The sequence below is a fragment of the Rhodococcus pyridinivorans genome, from assembly GCF_900105195.1.
Lineage (GTDB): Bacteria > Actinomycetota > Actinomycetes > Mycobacteriales > Mycobacteriaceae > Rhodococcus > Rhodococcus pyridinivorans.
On sequence record NZ_FNRX01000002.1, the window covers coordinates 1246360 to 1266769 of the forward strand.

At 68.5% G+C, this 20410-nt stretch carries 18 protein-coding genes; 11 read left to right on the forward strand and 7 right to left on the reverse strand.

Going from position 1 to position 20410, the window contains the following annotated elements:
* Window positions 1–69: 69 nt before the first annotated feature.
* Window positions 70–1134: a beta-mannosidase gene (locus tag BLV31_RS06530; protein WP_039584990.1), complete on the forward strand. Its 1065-nt coding sequence runs from the start codon at window positions 70–72 to the stop codon at window positions 1132–1134.
* Here BLV31_RS06530 and BLV31_RS06535 read toward each other — a convergent pair.
* The 4 genes from BLV31_RS06535 to BLV31_RS06550 are packed head-to-tail and all read right to left on the reverse strand — an operon-like array spanning window position 1126 to window position 7710.
* The gene (locus BLV31_RS06535) at window positions 1126–2772 is read right to left on the reverse strand and encodes a glycosyltransferase family protein (protein WP_174556307.1); all 1647 of its coding nucleotides are present in this window, start codon (window positions 2770–2772) and stop codon (window positions 1126–1128) included. The two genes, BLV31_RS06530 and BLV31_RS06535, sit on opposite strands and share 9 nt — an antisense overlap.
* Window positions 2769–4244 (reverse strand): glycosyltransferase, encoded by a 1476-nt coding sequence (locus BLV31_RS06540; RefSeq protein ID WP_064060411.1) that lies wholly within the window; start codon window positions 4242–4244, stop codon window positions 2769–2771. The genes BLV31_RS06535 and BLV31_RS06540 overlap by 4 nt, the downstream gene beginning before the upstream one ends.
* Entirely contained in the window at window positions 4229–5713 is a 1485-nt protein-coding gene (locus BLV31_RS06545) for an archaeosortase/exosortase family protein (protein ID WP_248846192.1), read from the reverse strand. The genes BLV31_RS06540 and BLV31_RS06545 overlap by 16 nt, the downstream gene beginning before the upstream one ends.
* A 5-nt stretch (window positions 5714–5718) precedes the next feature.
* Window positions 5719–7710: a hypothetical protein gene (locus BLV31_RS06550; RefSeq protein WP_052227257.1), complete on the reverse strand. Its 1992-nt coding sequence runs from the start codon at window positions 7708–7710 to the stop codon at window positions 5719–5721.
* 176 nt (window positions 7711–7886) lie between these two features.
* Here BLV31_RS06550 and BLV31_RS06555 point away from each other — a divergent pair, with 176 nt between their 5' ends.
* From BLV31_RS06555 to BLV31_RS06585, 9 genes are all read left to right on the forward strand, one after another.
* Window positions 7887–9029, forward strand: coding sequence for a glycosyltransferase family 4 protein (locus BLV31_RS06555; RefSeq protein ID WP_064060413.1), 1143 nt, complete (start codon window positions 7887–7889; stop codon window positions 9027–9029).
* A gap of 83 nt (window positions 9030–9112) precedes the next feature.
* The gene (locus BLV31_RS24935; RefSeq protein ID WP_019290926.1) at window positions 9113–9274 is read left to right on the forward strand and encodes a hypothetical protein; all 162 of its coding nucleotides are present in this window, start codon (window positions 9113–9115) and stop codon (window positions 9272–9274) included.
* 218 nt (window positions 9275–9492) lie between these two features.
* The gene (locus BLV31_RS06560) at window positions 9493–9819 is read left to right on the forward strand and encodes an Rdx family protein (protein ID WP_039584985.1); all 327 of its coding nucleotides are present in this window, start codon (window positions 9493–9495) and stop codon (window positions 9817–9819) included.
* A 108-nt stretch (window positions 9820–9927) separates the two neighbouring features.
* Window positions 9928–10584: a hypothetical protein gene (locus BLV31_RS06565; RefSeq protein ID WP_039584983.1), complete on the forward strand. Its 657-nt coding sequence runs from the start codon at window positions 9928–9930 to the stop codon at window positions 10582–10584.
* 129 nt (window positions 10585–10713) lie between these two features.
* Window positions 10714–11508, forward strand: a complete 795-nt coding sequence (locus BLV31_RS06570) for a hypothetical protein (protein ID WP_006552627.1) — start codon at window positions 10714–10716, stop codon at window positions 11506–11508.
* A gap of 92 nt (window positions 11509–11600) precedes the next feature.
* The gene (locus BLV31_RS06575) at window positions 11601–13109 is read left to right on the forward strand and encodes a hypothetical protein (RefSeq protein WP_052227256.1); all 1509 of its coding nucleotides are present in this window, start codon (window positions 11601–11603) and stop codon (window positions 13107–13109) included.
* A gap of 118 nt (window positions 13110–13227) precedes the next feature.
* Window positions 13228–13386 carry a hypothetical protein gene (locus BLV31_RS24940; RefSeq protein WP_153811627.1) on the forward strand — a complete coding sequence of 53 codons (159 nt, stop codon included), beginning with the start codon at window positions 13228–13230 and terminating at the stop codon, window positions 13384–13386.
* A gap of 73 nt (window positions 13387–13459) precedes the next feature.
* Window positions 13460–14107, forward strand: a complete 648-nt coding sequence (locus BLV31_RS06580; RefSeq protein WP_006552625.1) for a phosphate signaling complex PhoU family protein — start codon at window positions 13460–13462, stop codon at window positions 14105–14107.
* Between the two features lie 42 nt (window positions 14108–14149).
* Window positions 14150–15349, forward strand: coding sequence for a MalY/PatB family protein (locus BLV31_RS06585; protein WP_039584981.1), 1200 nt, complete (start codon window positions 14150–14152; stop codon window positions 15347–15349).
* 16 nt (window positions 15350–15365) lie between these two features.
* Here the strand turns inward: BLV31_RS06585 and BLV31_RS06590 are convergent, their stop codons facing one another.
* Window positions 15366–16487, reverse strand: coding sequence for a GH39 family glycosyl hydrolase (locus BLV31_RS06590; RefSeq protein WP_039584979.1), 1122 nt, complete (start codon window positions 16485–16487; stop codon window positions 15366–15368).
* Between the two features lie 165 nt (window positions 16488–16652).
* Here BLV31_RS06590 and BLV31_RS06595 point away from each other — a divergent pair, with 165 nt between their 5' ends.
* Window positions 16653–17735, forward strand: coding sequence for a GNAT family N-acetyltransferase (locus tag BLV31_RS06595; RefSeq protein ID WP_039584978.1), 1083 nt, complete (start codon window positions 16653–16655; stop codon window positions 17733–17735).
* Here BLV31_RS06595 and BLV31_RS06600 read toward each other — a convergent pair whose 3' ends face one another.
* Together BLV31_RS06600 and BLV31_RS06605 are read right to left on the reverse strand one after the other, a co-directional pair.
* A complete protein-coding gene (locus tag BLV31_RS06600) occupies window positions 17736–18845 on the reverse strand; it encodes a GH39 family glycosyl hydrolase (RefSeq protein ID WP_235367072.1) in 1110 nt (369 codons plus the stop codon).
* 7 nt (window positions 18846–18852) lie between these two features.
* Entirely contained in the window at window positions 18853–20400 is a 1548-nt protein-coding gene (locus tag BLV31_RS06605; RefSeq protein WP_230826372.1) for a flippase, read from the reverse strand.
* Window positions 20401–20410 lie beyond the last annotated feature (10 nt).

Consider the following 20410-nt stretch of genomic DNA (forward strand, 5'->3'; position numbering starts at 1 on the left):
CAGACGAACCCCGGGGTGAATCTCGGCCGTGCGGGTCGGGCACCCTCTCGCCCGGGTTAATCTCTGCATGTGCGCGTCGCTGCGGTCGCCACCACACTGCTGCTCCTGCTCGCGGCCTGCGCGCAGGACACCTCGTCGCGCCCCTCGTCTCCCGAGGATCTCCCGGTAGTGCGTGCCGACGGTGACCGGCTCGTCCTCGACGGCCGGACGTGGTGGCCCGCCGGACTCAACGCATACCAGCTCGGTACCCGCTGGGAGGTCAACCACGGATGCGGTGCCGAGGTGGACCTCGACGACTTCTTCGGCACGCTGGCGCCGCGTTCGATCGTGCGTTTCGACGCCTTCCAGTCCCACGCTGTCCACCGGATCGGCGGCACGCTCGACTTCACGGCGCTCGATGCCGTCTTCGACGCCGCCGAGCGGCACAGGGTGTACCTGATCCCGGTGCTTGCCCCGCAGGACAGTGATTGCGACGCGGGTGGATACAAGCAGGCGGACTGGTACGACGCCGCTTGGCACGACCCGCTGCCGGGTCATGTGCTCGCCTACGACGACTGGGTCGCGACCGCCGTCGAACGGTGGGGTTCGTCACCGGCGGTCGCGATGTGGGAGCTGATCGGCGAACCCGAGACCGCGACCTGCACCGACGACGAGTGCGCCCTCGAACGACGCGAGTGCTTGCCCGGCGGTGCTCGGCTGCTCCGCAACTGGATCGACGAAGCAGCCGGCATAGTCCGCGAGCACGACCCGGACCGGCTCGTCACCGTCGGCACCATCGGAGGCGACCAGTGCGGTTCCGCCGGCGACGATTTCGCGACCGTCACCGACGCCGAGCAGCTCGACGTGGTGCAGTACCACGACTACGACGACGCACAGTTCCTCGAACGGCGGCTCGACGGATTGTCGAAGCCGATGCTCGTCGCCGAACTCGGTGTCCGGGCCGGTTCGTGCCGCGCGGTGAGCGAACGTGCCGATATCGTCGACCGCACGCTCACGCGGTACCGCGATCTCGGGGCCGACGGCGCACTGATGTGGTCGTTCGTCCCCGACCCGCGACCGGACGAGTGCACCTACGACATCGGCCCGGACGACCCGGTCCACTACGTCCTACGGCGTCACCACGGCTCAGGGTGACGTCCGGTCGAGTACCCGGAAGAGTCGCCAATCTGGTTGGTCGGCACCGTCGTTGGGGATTTCGAGTTCGAGTACCGCGATGTCGCTGCCGGTCTCGTAGATGGTGGGGTAGCGGCGGTTGACGGCGTCCGATGTTCCGCGGCCCTCGTTGGGGACGGTCAGGATGTACTCGACCCCGGAGGCGGAAGGGCGGTTGAGCACGGCCGTGAAGTCGGAGTCCGAAGGGATGACGAACGTCTCGGGGCGTTCGGTGGCCGAGAAGATCGCGAACCCGTAGACCGTGTCCATCAGCACCGAGCCCGGCGGTAGGTCCATCGCGTCGAGGTATTCGGCGATGCGTCGTTCCGTGGAGAATGCCGCGATCACCTGTCGCTGCTTCTCACGCACCTCGGACGGATCGTTGTCGTCCGGGAACAGGGCCGTGCGCAGCGCGTGCTGTTCCTGCGACAGGGTGGGCGAGCCCATCGCGACGAACGTGACGGGCAGGCTGCACACCAGGAGCACCGCACCCAAGGGTGCTGCGCCGCTGGGGTCCTCCGTCCTCGGAACGGCATGCGGCCCGGGGCGTCGTGCCGTGAGCAGTCCACGTCGCGGAGCCAGTTGTACGACCCACACCGCGAGCAGCGGGATCGCGCAAATGTAGAAGCGCAGGAACGGGAAGGTCATTCCGCGTGCATAGGACAGGGCCGCGAAGCCCAGGACCGCGCCGAAGACGACGAACGGCACGAGCGGTTCGAGATCGCGTCGTCGCCATGCGAGCACCGCCACGACCGGGATCAGCAGCGGAAGCGCCGGCCCGAGCACGACGGTCTCGGCGAGCGAGAAGGCGATCGCACCGAGCCCGCCCGACGACCCGCCACCGCTCTGCTCGAGGATGGCGGCGTTGCCGTAGGCCGAGGTGAACTGCGCGAGCCATTCACCGGTGACGAGCCAGCTCGTCACGACGAACGCGACGAAGGCCAGAGCGAGGGGAGCGGCGACGAGGATCGCGTCCATGATCGCCGGCTGCCATCCCGAGCCGGGAGCGTACCGTCGCGATCGGTACCGGACGAGCAGTGCGACGAAGACCGTCACCGCCCCGCCGACGGCCAGCGCGTCGTACCGCGCGAGATACGCCAGTGCCAGGGCGATTCCGGCCAGCGCCAGGTCGTGGATGTCGTCGGTGCTGCACCAGCGGATCAGACGACGCGCGGCCCAGCACAAGGCGAACAGGAACGGCGCCTCGCTCATCCCGTTCGCGCCGTAGTAGACGATCATCGGGTTCAGGGCGAACACCGCCGTCACCGTCCACACGAACCACGGCGTGCAGCCGCGATCGCACGCGACGCGGTGGATCTGCACCGCCGCGCCGGCCATGAACGGCGCCGACATGAGCACGGCCGTCACCGCATAGGCCGACAGTCCCGGGAACCACGCCGACAGTCCTGTGAGGGGCACCTGGACGAGCGCGGTGAGGGGTGTGAACACGAAACCGATGGCGGCGAGGTGCGGGTCGCGGCTGAGCAGCACCGACCGCGCAGCGCTGACACGGCTGAGCGAATCACCCTGGTAGTACTGCACGTCCAGCGCGAGCCACAGTCCTACCACCAGATAGATCAGGCAGGCGGTCCAGAACACCCACGTGCTGCGGGTCCTCACGACGACAACCCGTGGAAGGTCTTCTCCCAGTAGGAAGGATTACGGATGAGCTGATAGGTGCCTTTGATCGCCGCGATCGACATGAGGACCCAGTAGAACGGCACGGTCAGGCACGGCCACCACAGGTTCGAGTGGCCCGTCTCGCGGCACGCCACGAAGTTCATGTACATCACGGCGACGTTGCCGAACACGAGCGAGATCAGCGCGGGGAAGTAGGCGTACCAGGGGAAGATTTCCTCGATCAGTTCCGCCTGGCCGAGCAGCCACGCGAGCGTTGTCATCCAGAACACCATGTTCAGGCACGCGATGATCGGCGTGCCCGCGAGCAGGGTCGTGAAACGCAGCATCCCCGCGGTGCCGATCACCCGCCACAACCGGACGGGCCGGCGCATGTGGACCAGCCAGGTCTGCAGATAGCCCTTGTACCACCGGGATCGCTGCCGCACCCAGTTGATCGGATCGCTGTTCGCCTCCTCCAGCGTGGTCGAGTCGAGAACCGCAGTGGAGTAGCCGGATTCGGCGATCCGGACACCGAGATCGGCGTCCTCGGTGACGTTGTACGGATCCCACGCACCGATCTCGTCGAACACCGATCGGCGGATATGGTTCGACGTCCCGCCGAGCGGGATCGGCGAGTGCGACTTCATCAGTCCGGGCAGGATGAAGTTGAACCACAGCGCGTAGTCGGCGGTGAACCAGCCGGTCAGCAGATTCTGGGTTCCGTTGTGGAAAGCCAGCTTCGCCTGCACACATGCCACGTTGTCGCCGAGACGGTCGAAGACGACGACCACCCGGCGCAACTGCAAGGGCTCGGGGAGGTCCTCGGCGTCGAAGATCGTCACGATCTCGCCCGTCGTGAAGTGCAGTCCGTAATTGCACGCCTTCGGTTTCGTCCGGGGGTCGGCGGCCGGGACGAGCAGGATCTCGACGCTCTCGCCGAGCCCGGCCTTCTCCGCGGCCTCGATCGTGACGGTGTCGTCCTCCTCGAGCAGCAACAACACCTGGAGCTTGTCGGCCGGATAATCGAGCGCGGCCATCGCGGCGAGCAGATCGCCCACCACCTCGGGTTCGTTGTAAGCGGGGACGAGCACCGTGTACGGCGGCAACTGGTCGTCGGTGAGGGCGAGAGCTTGCTCGTCGTCGACGATGAACTGCGCGTCGCGTGCCATGCCGCGGGTGAACAGCAGCAGCCGGTCGGCGAGGGTCGCGATGTACCCGAAGGTGCACAGCACGGTGAAGACGATCAGGGTCGGTTTCGTCGCCACGACGAGCGCGAGAACGAAGGCCCCCGCGAGTGCGAATCCGAGGTATTTCTGCCACGGCACGAACGCGACCGACGCCGACGAGACGGGGCTGCGTTCGCGCAGTCCGTGCACCGCTTCGTGCAGGGCCGCGGTCCGGTAGGCGTCGAACTCGACGGTGTCTTCGGGCGGAACATCGTGTCCCGAGCCGACGTTCACTCGCCCTGCCATTGCGCCTCCACGAGTTCGCGACCCACCTCGATGAGCATGGAACGGTCCTTGTACTCGGGATCGGTGTCCTCGACGGTGCCGTTGCCGCGCAGCAACACTCGCATCAGAGTGCGCGCGTTGGCGACGGTGTTCGGCTCGGGCTGCGGGAACGGCGCATCGAGTTCGTGGTTGTCCACCGTCAGCAGGCTCACGCGCTGGGCGACGGTGTCGCTGCGGGTCCACACGAAGCTGAGCAGGCTCCACGTCAGGAGCAGGTTGTCGTCGACGACGGTGAAGTACTCGGCGGTGACGCCGCGACCCAGATCGACATATTCCTTCGGGCTCACCCGTGATTTGCCCAGTGCGTACATCGATTCGGTGGGGTACACCGCGAACGAACCGACACGACGCACCTGCAGGGTCTGCACGGCGACGGTGCGGGGACGCAGCAGCCGATCCCACTCCGGGTTCGGTTCCTCCGCCCGGAGCATCTGCCGGCGCAGCACCGATCCCTGACGGAAGTATGCGCGGGGCCAGTCGTAGTCGACGGACGACAACTGCACCCATCCGGATGGGACGATCTGGGTGGCGGTGCCCGAGTAAGGGGGCCCGACCGAGACCGGCGTCAGGCGCTGGTCGGGAAGCGGCAGGAGTGCGGCGAGCAGGGTGGCCACCGCGACGCACATCGCTCCGCGCACGGCCTGGGGAACCGACACCGGATTCGGTGGCAGCGTGCGTGGCGCGAGCCCGCGGTAGGTCCACAGATAGGCACCGGCCCCGACGACCACCGTCGCGACCACCGCCGGCACGTACTGCGACACGGCGATGGGTGCGTCCGGCCACCGCTGATCGACCAGGACGAGCACCATCAGACCGGTCACGAATGTTGCGGAGCCGTAGAAGAATCCGCGGGCCCGGGTGCGCCGCGTCGCGAGTCCGACAGCCGTGGCGGCGAGCACGAGCGTGACCTGTCCCGCCGCGAGCTTCGTGCCCCCGGCCTCGACGAGCACGATCCGGTAGAGCACGGGCGAGCTCAGGAAGAGCATCGCCCACGCCTGCCAGTACGCCGCGGTCACGCGCAGGCCGAACATCGCGACGCACGCCCCGCACACGAACACCCACGCGGCGAGCACGTCGAGGTGCATCACCTGATAGTTCGTCGCGTAGCGCGGCATCAGCAGCCCCTTGATCGCGAGCGCGATCAGCAGCAGGAGCACCGACGTGATGATGTCGGTCTGCCGGTCGTGGATCGGCAGTTCGTTCTTCCGCTGCCGCGTGATGCCGATCGCAACGATCGCGACGAGAGGCGGCACGATGAGGACGTAACCACCCGTGGTGCCGGTGCGGATCTCGTCGAGCAGCTGCAGCCAGGTGGAGTGGAAGCCGATCAGGGTTGCGGCGACTATCGCGATCCACCGATTGGTGGTGTGCAGCATCGCGTTCGTGAAGAACCGCTCGATGAACGACGGATGCTCGGTTGTCGTGGTCATCGTGTTCACCGCGACTGCGGACGGCGCCGACGGGTGAGCGACCACACCGCGGCGCCCGCCGCACCGACGACGAGCAGGACGACCCCCGCGACGACCACTGCGGTCACCGTGCTGTCCGATTCCGACGACGCCGCGTCGACGTCGTCGTCCCGGGTGTGGGGATCGATGAGGGTGATCGGTTCGCGGTCGGGCGCGGTGAACAGCACGCTGCCCTCGAGTTCGAACCAGCGACCGGGCTCGGCGGAGAGCCAGTCGAGCGTCCGATCGAGTTCCTCGGGAGCACCGGTCGACGTGGCGACCAGCACGGTGCGTCCGTCGTCCCGCACGACCTGCAACGAGGCGAAGTCCACCTCGGTGCCGAAAGTGAGGCTGGTGCTCTCGCCGTCGGCGTTGCGGACCTCGAATCGGCGGTCCTCGGTGCGGACGAGCGGCAGCTGCGACTGCAGATCTTCGGGCAGGAGACCGTTCGCGGCTACGATCACTGCCGGTCCCGACGAGGCGAGCGCTTCGTCGATCGTCACCCATTCGGGGTCGAGCGGACGGCTGGTGAGCGACTGGAGCCCGGCGACGAGCTCGACGGCACGGGCGACGTCGACGAGGCTGCGATCGGAGGTGGCGACGTCGACCTTCGGCATCAGCGTCTGGGGCAGCGACGGGAAGCCGACGGGCAGCGGCGGATCCGCGAGGGTGCTGAAGACACGACTGCCGCCGTCGATGCGCAGGGTGACGGATTGCTGCAGACCGCACTGCTGCTGCGCGCCGGTGGTGCGGAGTTCGACACTGATGTCGGTGAGCCGCCCGAGGGCCGAGTTCGGAACCGTGACGACACGGTCGATGACGCCGCTCGCGTCGGCGGCCCACGAATCGAGCATGATGTCGCCGACGGAGACGGTGATCGACCCGCCCTGGGTGGCGGGGAGCGGGGTGTAGGTGCCCTGCAGGTCGATGCGCACATCGCGCACCGGCCGCCCGAATTCGGTCTGGTCGAGGAAGAGGTGTACGTCGGCGAGGCCGAGACCGCTCGTCTCGAGGTCGGACACGCGTAGGTCGTACAGGGTGGTCGAGTCCGGAGCGAGGATGGGCGGGACGTCGAAGGTGCCGACGGCGACGTCGGAACCGACGGCAAGACCGGACAGGATGCTGTTCACCAGGCCTACCTGGTCGAGGAGGGTCTGGGCGTCGCCTCGGACGTACAGGGCGGGCGGCCCGTCGGGCACCGGCACGACCTCCGCACCCGTCTGGTCGCCCTCGCTGACGACGATCTGCCGGACGAGCGGGGTGTCGGCTGCGGGGGGTAGGCCGTTCGCCGGGAGTTCACGTACGTCCACGGGCACCTGCCGCCCGGGATACCGGGCGCTCACGGTCGCTGCGAGGTCGAGGGCGACGCCCGCTTCGGCGTCCGTGGGGTCCTCGGCCAGATACAACTCGAGGCGATCGAGGACCGGCGGGAGGTAGTCGGCGACCGCTTGCGGCGCCGCGGGTGTGCCCGCGTACCGGACCAGACCGTCGCGCAGACGTACCGAACCCAGCGTCCAGTCGTCGGGGCAGATGTTGTCGACGGCGACCAGGTGCAGATCGAGCGAGACCACCGCGGCGCCGTTCTCCACCTTCGCCCCGGCGAGCGGAATCGACAGGGGCACGATGGCGCCACCGGGCGGCAGTTCCACGCGGGTGAGCAGGCGCCCGTCCGAGACGACGTCGATCCATCCGCGCGCGACATTCGTGGGCAGTTCGGCGGTGGTGTCCAGGAAGGCGGGAGTATTTCCGGCCGGGACAGGAAATGCGAGTGTGACGACATCGGAATTGCCACGGAATTCGATGTTCGGCCCGAGCCCGAGCTTGCGGGTCGGGAATGCGACCTCGCCCGGAGGAGTCGGTTCCGTCGGTTCGAGATCCTGCGCTGCAGCGGTAAGCGGGTTCGCGCACAACGTCATCGAGGCGGCAAGAGCCAGCACGAGGGTGCGACGGGAACGGCGACCGGTTCTGGGCGATGTCACTCGAGCAGCGTATTGCGTCCGATCACGAGAATATTGCAGACGCGGCAACAATTCGGTGTGACGTTGCGCTGTTGTAACGGAACGACGGCCGGCCTCGATTTCAGCCGACGACTCGAATCGGACGAATCAGGAGGCCCCGTGGCGGAAGCAGCGAGGGATCGGACGGTTGCGGCGCCGTGAGCGATCCGCTGTTGTTCGTCGCGCACACCGGTGAGCGGTCGGGTGCCGAGAAGGTCATGCTGATGCTCGTCGACGTCGCTCTCGCGCAGGGGCGTCGGGTCGTGGTGGCGTGCCCTGACGGGCCGCTCGCCGACGCCCTCCCGGCCGGATGCGTCCGTGTCCGGTTGCCCCGGCTGGGCATGTGGGGTCAGAGGGGAGTCGGGCGGATCGCGGGCCTGGCGGGTCTTCCGGTGCGGTGGCTGGTGGGAGCGCGCAGGCTCCGTCGCGTGCTCGCCGCGGAGCGGCCGCGGGTCGTGTGCAACTCGTTGTTCGCATTGCCGTCCCTGCGGCTCGCCGTGCTCGGCACGTCCCACCGTGAACGTACCGGGTGGCTGGTGCACGACACTCTGTCCTCCCGTAAGCAGCGCATCGTCGCCCGGATGGGCAGGGGTGCCGTGGGTGGAGCGGTCGCCGTCTCGCGGGCCTCGGCCGTGCCGGTCCGTGAATGCGGATATCCGGTGGTCGTCGCACCGCACGGCGTCCCGATCCCGCCTGTTCCGTCCCGGTCGACATCTCCCGATGCCTCGACTCCCGAGGACTCGACTCCCGATGCCTCGACCGTGCGGGTGGGCATCCTCGCGTCGGTGACGGAATGGAAGGGACACCGTGTCCTTCTCGAGGCGGTGGCCGAGGTGCCCGGGATCCGTCTCGATGTGGCGGGGGAACCGTTCCCCGGCGACGAAGCCTTCCTCGACGAACTGCGGCGTCGCGCACACGCCCCCGACCTGCGCGGACGAGTGTCGTTCCTGGGTCGGGTCGATCCCGCCGAGGTCTTCGCGGTGTGGGACGTGATGGTCTCCGCGAGCACCTCGCCGGAGGCGGGGCCGCTGGTCGCACTGGAGGCGATGGCGCACGGTGTGCCCGTCGTCGGCACCGATCACGGAGGGACCGCCGAGCATCTGGCCGACGGCGCGGGACTGCTCGTTCCGCCCGGCGATGCGAAGGCTCTGGCAGAGGCGTTGCGGCGACTGATGTCCGCTCCCGACCTGCGGAACGACATTGCCGTCACCGCGCGTCGCCGGGTGGAGGAGCGCCACGACATCGAAGTCACGTTGCCGGCCATGGTGAACGCCTTGTGGGCGACGGGCGTCACATCGTGAGGCGGCCTCGAGTATTGCTTTTGCAACCATGTTGTGATCGCCGATGTTTGGTGTTCCCGGCGGATTCGCGCACACTGTGAGCCATGTGGGTGTGGATCGCATCGGCGCTGGCGGCGTGGCTGGGCCTCTCGGCTCTCGGCGCGCTCGCGGTCGGTCGGTTCCTGTTCGTCTCCGAGAGGGAGGAACAGCTCGTCGAGATGCAGCGGGAGCAGCGCGATCCTGCGAATCCTCCCGTCGCTTCCTGACACGCCGGACGTCCGCCTGCGCGATACTCGCGAGTAACAATTTCTCGTGTCTAGACTCGGTTCCGCGTCGTCCTCCTGTCCCCCCATGTGAGGACGGCCGCACGGGTCGGCTACCCCCCATCGCCGGTCCGTGCAGAAGCCCCGGCCGATCCACCACCACGATTGCCGGGGCTTCACCTATTCCCGGGCCTGTTTCCGGCGGAGATATCCTGTCGCTCATGACCGAGCAGGCTCCCCGCGTCGCGGTCACCTTTTGCACGCAGTGCAAGTGGCTGCTGCGCGCCGGATGGATGGCGCAGGAAATGCTGAACACCTTCGGTACCGCTCTCGGCGAGGTCGCGCTCGTTCCCGGGACGGGGGGAGTGTTCCGCATCGTTGTCGACGACACGGTCGTGTGGGACCGCAAGGAGGACAAGGGCTTTCCCGAGATCGTCGTGCTCGAGCAGCGAGTGCGTGATCTCGTGGAGCCGGATCGTGATCTCGGGCATGTGGATAGGGCCGCCCGGGCCGATGCCCCACCTCGTCGCGACAGCAACGACATCTAGCGGTAACGTTCTCGTATATGTGCCCGCGTTCTACGCGCGTCGGGCACGGTCGACGGCGTGCCGCTCACGAAAGTGGTCGCCGACATCGAAATACGGGGAGGAAAATCGATGAATTCTGTTGCGAAGAAGGCTGCAGTCGCGGCCTCCGGTGCCGCACTGCTGGCACTGGTCGTTCCGGGCGTCTCGTCCGCTGCGGGTCCGAGCGTCTCGGCGAAGGCGGAGAACGGCGCCATCGTCGTCGACTTCGATCTGACGCGCGCCGACGTCGACCGCGGCGTCACCTGCGTCACCTACGTCCTGAAGCCGGGCACCGTCGACACGGCCGATCCGTCGGGCCGCATCGACGCGCAGCCCGCCGGCACGAGCTTCTCGGTGACCAACACGAGCACCTCGAGCGCGCTGTACATCAAGGACGGCGCACCCTCGCAGGCCGGCCCGGAGTCGATCACCGACGGCACCTACAACGTCTTCTGGGGCTGCCAGGACGCCTCGGGTGCGCAGTACGAGAACATCTTCGACGCGTCCGGTCGCCCCTTCACCGGTGGCATCTCCGTCACGGTCGGCGGCGGCGAGTCCGCACCGCAGGGCGAGTCGGCTCCGCAGGCACAGTCCGCGCCGCAGGCCGAGTCCGCGCCCGCACCGCAGGGCGAGGCCGCGCCCCAGGCCGACAATGTTCCGCCGGCCCCCCAGTCGCAGCCGGAGCCGGTCGACCCGCTCCAGTTCGCGATCAAGTTCCTGCGCGACTTGATTGGCGCCTACCTCTGATCGGAGTCCACACTCCGATCCACACGTGACGGCATCGGCGGCACCCATCGGGTGCCGCCGATGCCGTTTTCGTGCCGACCCTGTAGATGTGATCCGGGGTCGATTTCTGTGGCAGTGGAAGGAGAAGGGGTGGACGCCGCCTCGATCGCGACGGTTCTCGCATCGTCGCTGCAACTGCGACGTGCGTACGGCGCGAGCATGCGGCCGCTGACGTCCGGGGGCCACTGGTCCGAGGGTGACGGCTGGTGGATCGGCATCACCGCAGCCCCCGACCCCGACTACAACCTCGCGCTCGTCCACGGCGGCGACGTGACCGCTCACGCCCAGCATGTCTACGAGACGCTGACGGAGGCCGGTCACCCGTCGATCGTCCTGCTCGCCGGAGACGGCCTCGGCGCCGCCCAGGTTCTCGCCGACCACGGCTGGGTGTGTGCAGGTTCGCTGGACCTGACCTACCTCGTCGCCCACGACGCTCCGATCGATCCGGGCCTCCGGGTTCTCGGCGAGGACGACATGGTGCATGCCCGCGAACTCGCCGCCGCGACCTTCGGGATCGCCCCGGGGACCGCCGCGGTCGCCTACGCCGACGTCGTCGCCCGCACCACCGGCGTCGAGGTGATCGGGATCTTCGACGACGCGGATGCGGACGACGGGGCTGCAGCTCTGCAGTCCTGCACCCTGCTCGTCGACAGCGGACCGATCCGGACGGTGTGGTCGCTCGGCACCCGCACCGGCCGGCAACGTCGCGGATACGCGAACCGGCTGATCCGGGCCGGCGCCGCCCACACCCACACGCAGCGCGGCCCGGTCGCGATGTGCGGACTCACCAGGCCGCGTGTCACCCCGCTCTATCTCGCGGCCGGAGCGCGCGTCGCCGAGACCTGGCAGATGTGGTCCCGTCCGCGCTGGCTGCTCGGCAGCTGACGGACGTTCGGGTCGGTAACATTTGCCCGATTCGTCGCGACACACTGGCGACGTGCCCACTCCCCGGGGCGACAGCGAAAGGCCTGTGCATCGTGTCCGAACGAAGCATCCGCGACGCCGAACTGCGTCGTGAGCTCGGTGTTCCTCCCACCGTCGATCTTGTGGGGCATGCCCGCGATCTCGCTCGCGTGGCCGTGCCCGCCGCACTCGTCGCCGCGCTCGCCGCGGTCGCGGTCTTCTTCGTCCGTGACAGCGGCCCCGGGGTGTACGAGTCGTCGCTCGTCGCGGAGATCCGCTCGTCGGCATCCGTGTCCGGCAACGACGCGACCCTCGGGCAGCTCATCGCTCCCTATGTCGCGCTGTCGCAGGACTCGGCGGTCGTGGCCGCGATCGCAGCCGAGACGAACGAGGACCCCGCGAAGCTGCCGTCGAGGATCGACGTCGGCTACGGCTCGTCGCCCACCCTGCTCACCGTGACCGCCCGCGACGACTCGCAGGCCGACGCCGACCGGCTCGCGCAGACGGTCGTCACGCAGCTCGACCGCGCGCAGACCGAACGCAATCGCGTCGCCCTCGACGCGCGCATCGCCGAGCTGGACGCGGTCGTCGCCGGTCTGCGTGCCGACCTCGCCGCGAGTATCGCCACCGACGAGGAGGGCGTAGCCGATCCGGTGGTGCAGGCCGAACTCGATGCGCGGCTCGAGCAGCTCCGGCAGGCACGCTCGGGCGCGAGCCTCGAATACCTCCAGGTGCTGTCGATGCCCGCCGGTACCGGGACGAAGGTGTCCCCGATGCCGCGCGCCGAGGCCGCGGTCGCCTTTCTCGCCGTGTTCGTCCTCGTCGCCGAGTTGCTGGTCGCGCTGAACGGACGCTTCGGAGCGTCGAACAGCCCGGCCTGGGCCCGGCGGGTCGCGCGTCGCCACCGGACAGCTGTGCAGATCGAGCGCGACGATCGGGAGACGCTTCCTCTCGACACGATCGTCATGCTCGGACAGCGCGCTTCGCTCGGCGACCACATCCTCCTCCTCACCGGCGAGGGCGTGACCGTCGAGACCGACGCCTTCGGCGATGCCCGCGACCGGATCGTGTGCTGCGGAGTCGGGGAACAGTGGTGGACCCGCGCGAAGACCGAGGGGCTCGCGCTCGCCGTGATCGTGCTGCAGGCCGGGGCCGAGGAGCGAGCGCAGGCGGAGGACACACTGCGTGCCCTGGCCGAGATCGAGGTGCCCACGCGTCTCGTCCTGCTCGGTGCAGGACGCGAGTTGGTGCCCGTGCTTCCGGCCCGGCGCCGCGAAACGGCCGTGGAGGCGGCTCCCGAGCCCCCGGCTCCCGTCCCGGCCGCCGCACCTCAGCCCGCACCTGCACCTGCACCTGCGGCGCCTGCACCGCGACCAGTGCCCGACGACCGTCACCGGGCTCCGCAGCCGGTGCCGTCGCAACCCGAGTCGCTGTTCGTCCCGCCCCAGGATTCGGCCTACCGGCAGTACCGCTACGACGAAGGGCACGACTACGGATACGCCGACCAACAGAGCTACCGGGACGGGCACGCTCATCCCGAGCAGAACGGTTACGGCGAATCTCGGGAGACGTCGCGCTACTGACCGTGTTCCCGCCCGAGTTGAAGCTTCGCGCCGACAGGCTATAGTGATGGCGGTCACTCCAGGGGATGGGTTTGGCCTGCGCAGCCGAGCACATCGGCGTCACGACGAGGAAAATGATTTGTCTATCTGCATTGCCGGCACACCGCAGCACAGCACCGCGACGCCGGGAAGCACCGAATGGATCAAGGCTCATCTCGCCCGCATGGACGACGGTGCGGGCTCCGCATCGCCCTCCGAGGACGTCGCCACCGAGAGTGTCGTCGACGCGCGCCGTTAGGCTCATCTCCAGGACTGCACAGAGGACCAGCCGGGTACACGTGCCGTGAACCGGGCGACGGAGGGAGCGAGACATGAGGGAGTTGTTCCGAGGACAGCTCGACGACCTGGTCGAACGTCTCGGTGAGCTCGCCGCGGTCGCAGCCGAAGGGCTCGACCTGGCCACTCGCGCCCTGTTCGACACCGATCTCGACGCAGCCCAGGCCGCCCTCGATCTCGATGCACGGATCGCCGAACTCGACACCGACTGTGCCGAGCGAGCGGTGCGGATCCTCGCCCTGCAGGGTCCCGTGGCCGCCGACCTGCGGTTGGTCTTCTCCGCGGTTCGTATCACGGGCGATCTCACCAGGATGGGCGAACTGAGCCTGCACATCGCGCGGGTCGTACGGCGTCGCCATCCCGAGTCGCTGGTGTACGACCTCCTGCGCGACGATCTTCGCCGGATGGCCGAACTCGCCGCGCAGATCGTCGCGATCCTGCGCGACGCGTTCACCGACTTCGACCTCGAGACGATCAAGGGCACACACGCCATCGAGACCGAACTCGATGCGGTGCACTCGCGACTGCTCGCCCTGCTCGAGAGCCCCGAATGGGACGGCGACATCCGGACCGCGGTCGACACCGCACTCCTCGCGCGTTTCTACGGGCGGTTCGGCGACCAGGCCGTCGACGTCGCCGATCGGTTGATCTTCTTCGTCACGGGCCAACGACCAGCTGCCTGACTTCGCCGCGCGTACTGCCGCGAACCGTGCGATTCTCTCACCATGACCCGCGACGAGCGCCTCTCGGTCGGCGGTCCTGGGGTGCCCGGGTTCGACGACCTCGACTTCGATGCTCTGTCGGTGCGGTCCGGTGCCAAGTGGGCACGGGCGGCCGCCGACGGACTGGCCCCCGCCTGGGTCGCCGACATGGATTTCCCGGTCGCACCGCCGATCGCGCGTGCGCTGCACGAGCTGGTCGACCGTAGCGATCTCGGCTATCCCGACTGGTCCCACGGGACGCCGCTGCGCGAGGAGTTCGCACAGCGCATGCGAACGCGCTACGGATGGGAACCCGATCCCGGAGCCGTGCGCGAGCAGACGGATCTCATCCAGGCGTTGCAGCTCGTGTTGCACCTGAGCGCCACGCGCGGCGATGCGGTGGCGATCCAGACACCGAACTACCCGCCGTTCCTCGCGTCAGTGCGACGGATGGGTCTGCAGCAGATCGACTTTCCGTTCGTCGACCGGGGCGACGGGTGGGTGCTCGACTTCGATGTGTTCGAGCCGTTGGCGGCGCGTCGTCGTCCGCGGGTGCTGGTGCTCGTCAACCCGCACAACCCCACCGGACGGGTGCTCACGCGTGAGGAACTCGAGCGGATCGCCGATCTCGCCGAACGGTTCGACATGCTCGTCGTCAGCGACGAGATCCATGCCGAACTGATCTACGAACCGCACCGGCATATCCCGTTCGCCTCGCTCGGGCCGGAGACCGCTGCCCGCACGGTGACTCTCACCTCCGCCAGCAAGGCGTTCAATCTCGCGGGGATGCGGTGCGCGGTGGTGCACTACGGCTCCGAGGCCCTGTTGAAGCGCCGGGACGCGGAGCCGTTCGACCTGTACGGGACGGTCTCGGTGCCGGGCGTGGTCGCGACGCTCGCCGCGTGGCGCGAGGGCGGTGCATGGCAGCGCGACCTGCTGCAGGTCCTCGACCGGAACCGTCGACGGGTGGACGAGGTTCTGCGCGAACGGATTCCGGATCTGCGGCACCACCTGCCGCAGGGTACCTACCTGACGTGGTTGAACACCGGGCCGCTCGGCATCGACGATCCGGTGTCGACCGTCCGCGATCGGGGACGTGTCCTCGCCGACGGTGGGGTGCGGTTCGGGTCGGGCGCACGCAACTTCCTGCGCATCAACTTCGCGACGTCGGGGCCGATCCTCGATCGCATCCTCGACGGGATCACCGACGCGCTCGGTGCCTGATCGTCAGCACACCCCGTCACCACACCGCGTCGGCCGGGGTGTTCGTGGACTCGAGTGTGTCGTTCGCGGCCGCGCATCCGGAGGTCGCCGAAGCGACCACGGCGCGTGAGGGTTTGGCCGAGAAGTTCTGGTAGAGCAGCCCGAAGTTCTGCTCGACGTCGGCCTTGTTCGTCCCGCGGTCGCGCATCGAGTAGACGAAAACCTTCTGTACCCAGCCGAGCCGGCGGGCCTCTGCGATACCGTCGGCGATGATGTCGGCCTGCCGTTGCGTGCTCACCGCGTTCGAGGCGGTGCCGGTCGGGGCGCCGAACTCGGTGGCCCACACCGGTGTCGCGGCGTCGCCGTACTGCACCATGGTGTCGCGCATCAGACGCATGCGGTAGAAGGTGTTCCAGCTCTGCGTGCTCACATCGGACGGCAGTGCCGGATAACTGTAGGGGTGGACGGAGAGGATGTCGAAGTACTGGTGCGCCCCGCGCGCGTAGAGCTGCTGCACGTAGGTGACGGGGGAGATGTCGGAACCGTTGTCCACCGCCGGTGCGAGTCCGCCGTTGAGGATCCGGGCATTCGGTTGCACGGACTTGACGGCCGGAGCGGCCGCGGCGAGCAACTCGACGTACTTGCCGACGTCGGGACGGGGACGGAAGAAGTTCGTCAGGTTCGGTTCGTTCCAGATCTCCCAGTGCGTCACGCGGGTCGAATAGCGCTGTGCCGCCTGCCGGGCGAAACCGGCGAAGGCTGCCGGGTCGGCGGGGTATCCGTGAGTGTCGCCGCCGCCCGCGACGCGCGCCCAGGCCGGGGTGTACGCGACGATGCCGACCACCTCGAGTCCGCGGGCCCGAGCACGATCCACCACACGGTCGGGCACCGACCAGTTCTGTTGTCCGCGGTTCGGTTCGATCACCGACCAGTCGATGTCCACGCGCAGCCACCGGGCGCCGACCGCCCGGATCGTGTCGAGTTCGCGGTCGAGTTCGGAGTCCGGCAGATACATCAGCGGTGCGCCGGCGGCGATGCCGATGTCGTCGGTCGCGCAGGTGGTCGGCGGAGGGGGTTGGGGCGGTGGAGCGCACGCTGCGAGTGCGGCGAGGGTGCACGAGAGGGCTGTGGCCAGTGCAACGTGTGCGAGACGACCCATCGACTCTCCTGATGTATCATTCGGACAATTCAGGCATCGGTCGTAACGTCGCGCCGCCGACCTGCGATTCTTGCGGTGGAGCGAGCGGCAGACCGACGCCGCGAATTCACTGTAACGAGCAGGAGGCCGGAAGATGCGGGATTCGTGGACCGAAGGTTCCGGTGCATGCGCACCGTGAATTTCGAGATCCACGACGAAACATCCGCAGTCCGGCTCTCCGCGGAATGGGACGATCTCGCCCAGGAGGTGGGTCGGCGCGTCGCGACCCGCCCCTCCTACGTACTGGCCTGGAATCGGATGGGGCGCGGCCGATCGGCCGTGTGCACCGTCCGGCGCGACGGGCGCCTCGTCGGACTCGCGCCCCTGCACGCCCGCACCCGTCTCGGGGTCACCGCTCTACGACTCCCGGCTCACGGCCTCGCCACGATAGGAACCTTCCTCGCGACCGACGAGGCCGCGCTCGCCGACCTGCTCGACGGCATCGCCGATCGGAACATGGCACTGCAACTCGACCACGTCGATCTCACCGACCCTCTCGTCGAGATGCTGCATGCTTCGCCTCGCTGGAGCATCGACATCGCCGGAACCGAGCGGTGCCTGACCGTCGATGTCGCCACCGGTGCCGGCGCCGAATCGCTGCGTAGTCGGCGCACACTGAGAACACTGTCTCGGCTCGAACGCTCGCTGGAACGCGAAGGCACCCCGGTCTCCGTCGAAGTGGTGCGCGATCCGGACCATCTCGCGCAGAGGTGGCGCGATATCACCGCGGTCGCCGCGGCCGCCGACGCACACAGCGGGCGCGACAACTTCTGTGCGCCGCCGTTCACCGCGTTCACCCGGCCGCTGCTCGACGCCGAGGCCCGCGCCGGCCGGCTGCTCATCGTGGGCCTGCTCGTCGGCGACCGATGGACGGCACATGAGATCATGTTCCGCACCGGGACCACGGCCGAGATGTGGTTGAGCCGCTTCCATCCCGAGGTACGCCGCTACCAGCCCGGCCAGTTGCTGCAGCGCCACCTCGCCGACCGCCACGACGAGCTGGGCATCGACCGCTTCGACTATCTGCTCGGCACATCGGAATTCAAGGAGCAGTGGTCGAACGGTGACTACCGGGTGGGGCGGATCGTCGCCGTCCCCACCTCGCGACCGCACCACCGATGGACCCTCCGCGCCGCGGATCTCGGAGCCGACCTCGTCCGTCCCCTGCGCCTGGCGGCGCGCGATGCTCTCACGTCGAACCGCTGCTGATCAGAGGCAACCGGGAATGACCGCGGCCGTGCGCAGCACGTCCCAGGCCGGCTTGGGCGACCCGTCGTGTGTGAGGACCCCGAAGTTCTGTTCGCGATCGGCCACCTCGGTGCCCCGGTCGAGGAGGCTGTAGACGAACAGCTTGTCGACGAAGCCCAACGCGCGTTGCTCGGTGATCCCGTCGCGCAGGATGTCGGCCTGCTCCGTGGGCCCGACCGCGTCGGTGTCCGTGCCCGTCGGTGCCCCGAACTCCGTTGCCCAGATGGGCTTGTCGGAATCCCCGTGCTCGACCATGACGGTGCGCATCTCGCGCATGCGGTAGAAGGAGTTCCAGTCGGAGGTCGAGGCGTCGGACGGGAGAGCGGGATAGCTGTAGGGATGCATGCCCACCACGTCGAAGGCCGGCGACACGCCCTGGTCGTACAACTCGGTGAGGAAGGTCGTCGGGGCGATGTCGGAGCCGTTGTCGGTGCCGGGGGACAGGCCGCCGGTGATCACCACCGCCCCGGGGTCGACGTTGCGGATCGCCTCCGACGCCGCCACGAGCAGGTCGGCGTACGCGCCGACGTCGGGTTGCGGGGTGAAGAAGGCCGTCAGGTTCGGCTCGTTCCAGATCTCCCAGTGCGTGACTCTGTCCGAGTAGCGATCGGCGACGTCGCCTGCGAAGCGCCCGAATTCGCCGGGGTCGGCAGGCATCCCGTGCGGATCGCCGGGGTCGGCCTCCGACGTCCGCGCCCAGTGCGGAGTGTGGGTGAGCAGGCCCAGCACCTGCAGGTCGTGCGCGTCGGCCGCGGCGACGACCCGGTCGGTGCCCCTCCAGTCGAAGCGTCCGCGCGCGGGTTCGATGATCGACCAGTCCATGTCGAACCGGATCCAGCCGGCGCCGCTGTCGGCGACCTTCGACATGTACGCGTCGAGGTCGTCGGCGTCGAGGGAGTCGAGACCGGCTCCCGTCGCGACCCCGAGACTGTCGGCGGTCAGATCTGTTCGGCAGTCGCGTGCCTCGGTGCTCTGGGTACACGACAGAGCGAACACACCGACAAGGGTGAGAACGGCGCGGAGCGGCATGGACCGCGACACGCGACGCGGCATCGACCGCGAAAGGGACACTGCAACCTCAACGGGACTTGACGAGACCGGCGAGGCCGAGCCCGCCGGTGATGGGAAGGACATGGGTTCCGGCCAGAACACAGACAGCCGAGAGGACAGCGGTGACGGGCCAGGGAAGATCGTAGCGTTCCGCGAAGAGCGACATCCACACGGCCACCGAAACACCCAGCATCGCGATCGCCATGGTCTGGGTGAAGGGGAACAGACCCCTGATCCGGACGCTCCGGACCACCACGATCCAGATCGCGACGAGCATCGCAGCCTCGGTGAGCACCGTCGCCAGCGCCGCCCCGTCGAACGACATGCGGGGGATGAGGACGAGGTTCGCACCGATGTTCCCGGCGAGCGCGGCCAGTGCCACCCACGGGTAGACGCGGTGGCGTCCGGTCGCGATGAGCACCATGAGACCGAGTTCGGTGAGCATCGACAGAGCGCTGCCGAGCACCAGCATGCGCGAGGCGCCGGCCGCCTCGGCGAACCGCTCGCCGTAGAGGAGGGACAGCACGCCGTCAGCCGACGACCAGAAGGCCGCGGTAGCGGTCGCGCCCAGTACCGCGAGGAGCATCGCCGCTTCCCGCGTGCGCTGCCGGAACATCTCGCTCTGCGCCGGCCAGGTGGCGACCAGCAGCGTGGTCACCGGACCCACGACGGTCGACGACACCATCGACAGGAGGTCGGCGAACTTGTATCCGACGGTGTAGAGACCTACCGAGTCGAAAGTGTCCATCCGCCCGAGCATCAGCACGTCGATCTTCGACAGCAGGGTGAGCAGAGCGAAACCGATGCTGAGGGGGATGGCCTCGACGAGCATCTCGCGCCACCGCCACAACTGGGCACGTGCGGCGGGCAGGGGACCGGCCTTGCCCGCTCGCACGCCGCGCACGAGGATGCCTGCGCCGACGACCTCGTTGATCACGGCCGGCACGACGAGCACGAGCAGCACCGGATTCCACAGCACCGCGGCGATGGTGGCGATCAGCTGCGCGAGCTGGCCGAAGGTCTCGGCGACCGCGACCGATGCCATGCGTAGTCGACTCTGGTACATCACCGACAGGGCGTTGTTGGGCGTCGCGATCACCACGACGAGACCGGCGATCACCGTCGCCCAGACGACATCGGACGAGTATCCGAGCAGCAGCACGTACCCGATGGCCAGCGCGTACCCGAGCAGACCGAGCACACCGCGCAACGCGATGAACGCGGTGGTGACGTAGGAGACCTCCCACGGATTGCACTCGACGAGCTTGGCGAGCACCACTCGGCCCACGCCGAGATCGGTGACGACGGACAGCAACCCGAGCAGGCCGAAGACGAAGGAGAACTTGCCGAAGTCGTCCGGTGCCAACGCGCGGGCGACGATCATCGAACCGGCCCAGCCCATCGAGGCGACGGCCAACCGGCTGCCGAGCATCACGACGGTGTTGCGTCGCGCGGCCCGCCCGTCGAGCTCCGGGGTTTGCGGTTCGTGGAGAGTACCGCCGGGGTCGTGCGCCGCGACGATCCGCTCCATCACGACGGTTTCGGCCATCCGGTCGGCCAGCGAATGTCTACCCACGCGACGGCCT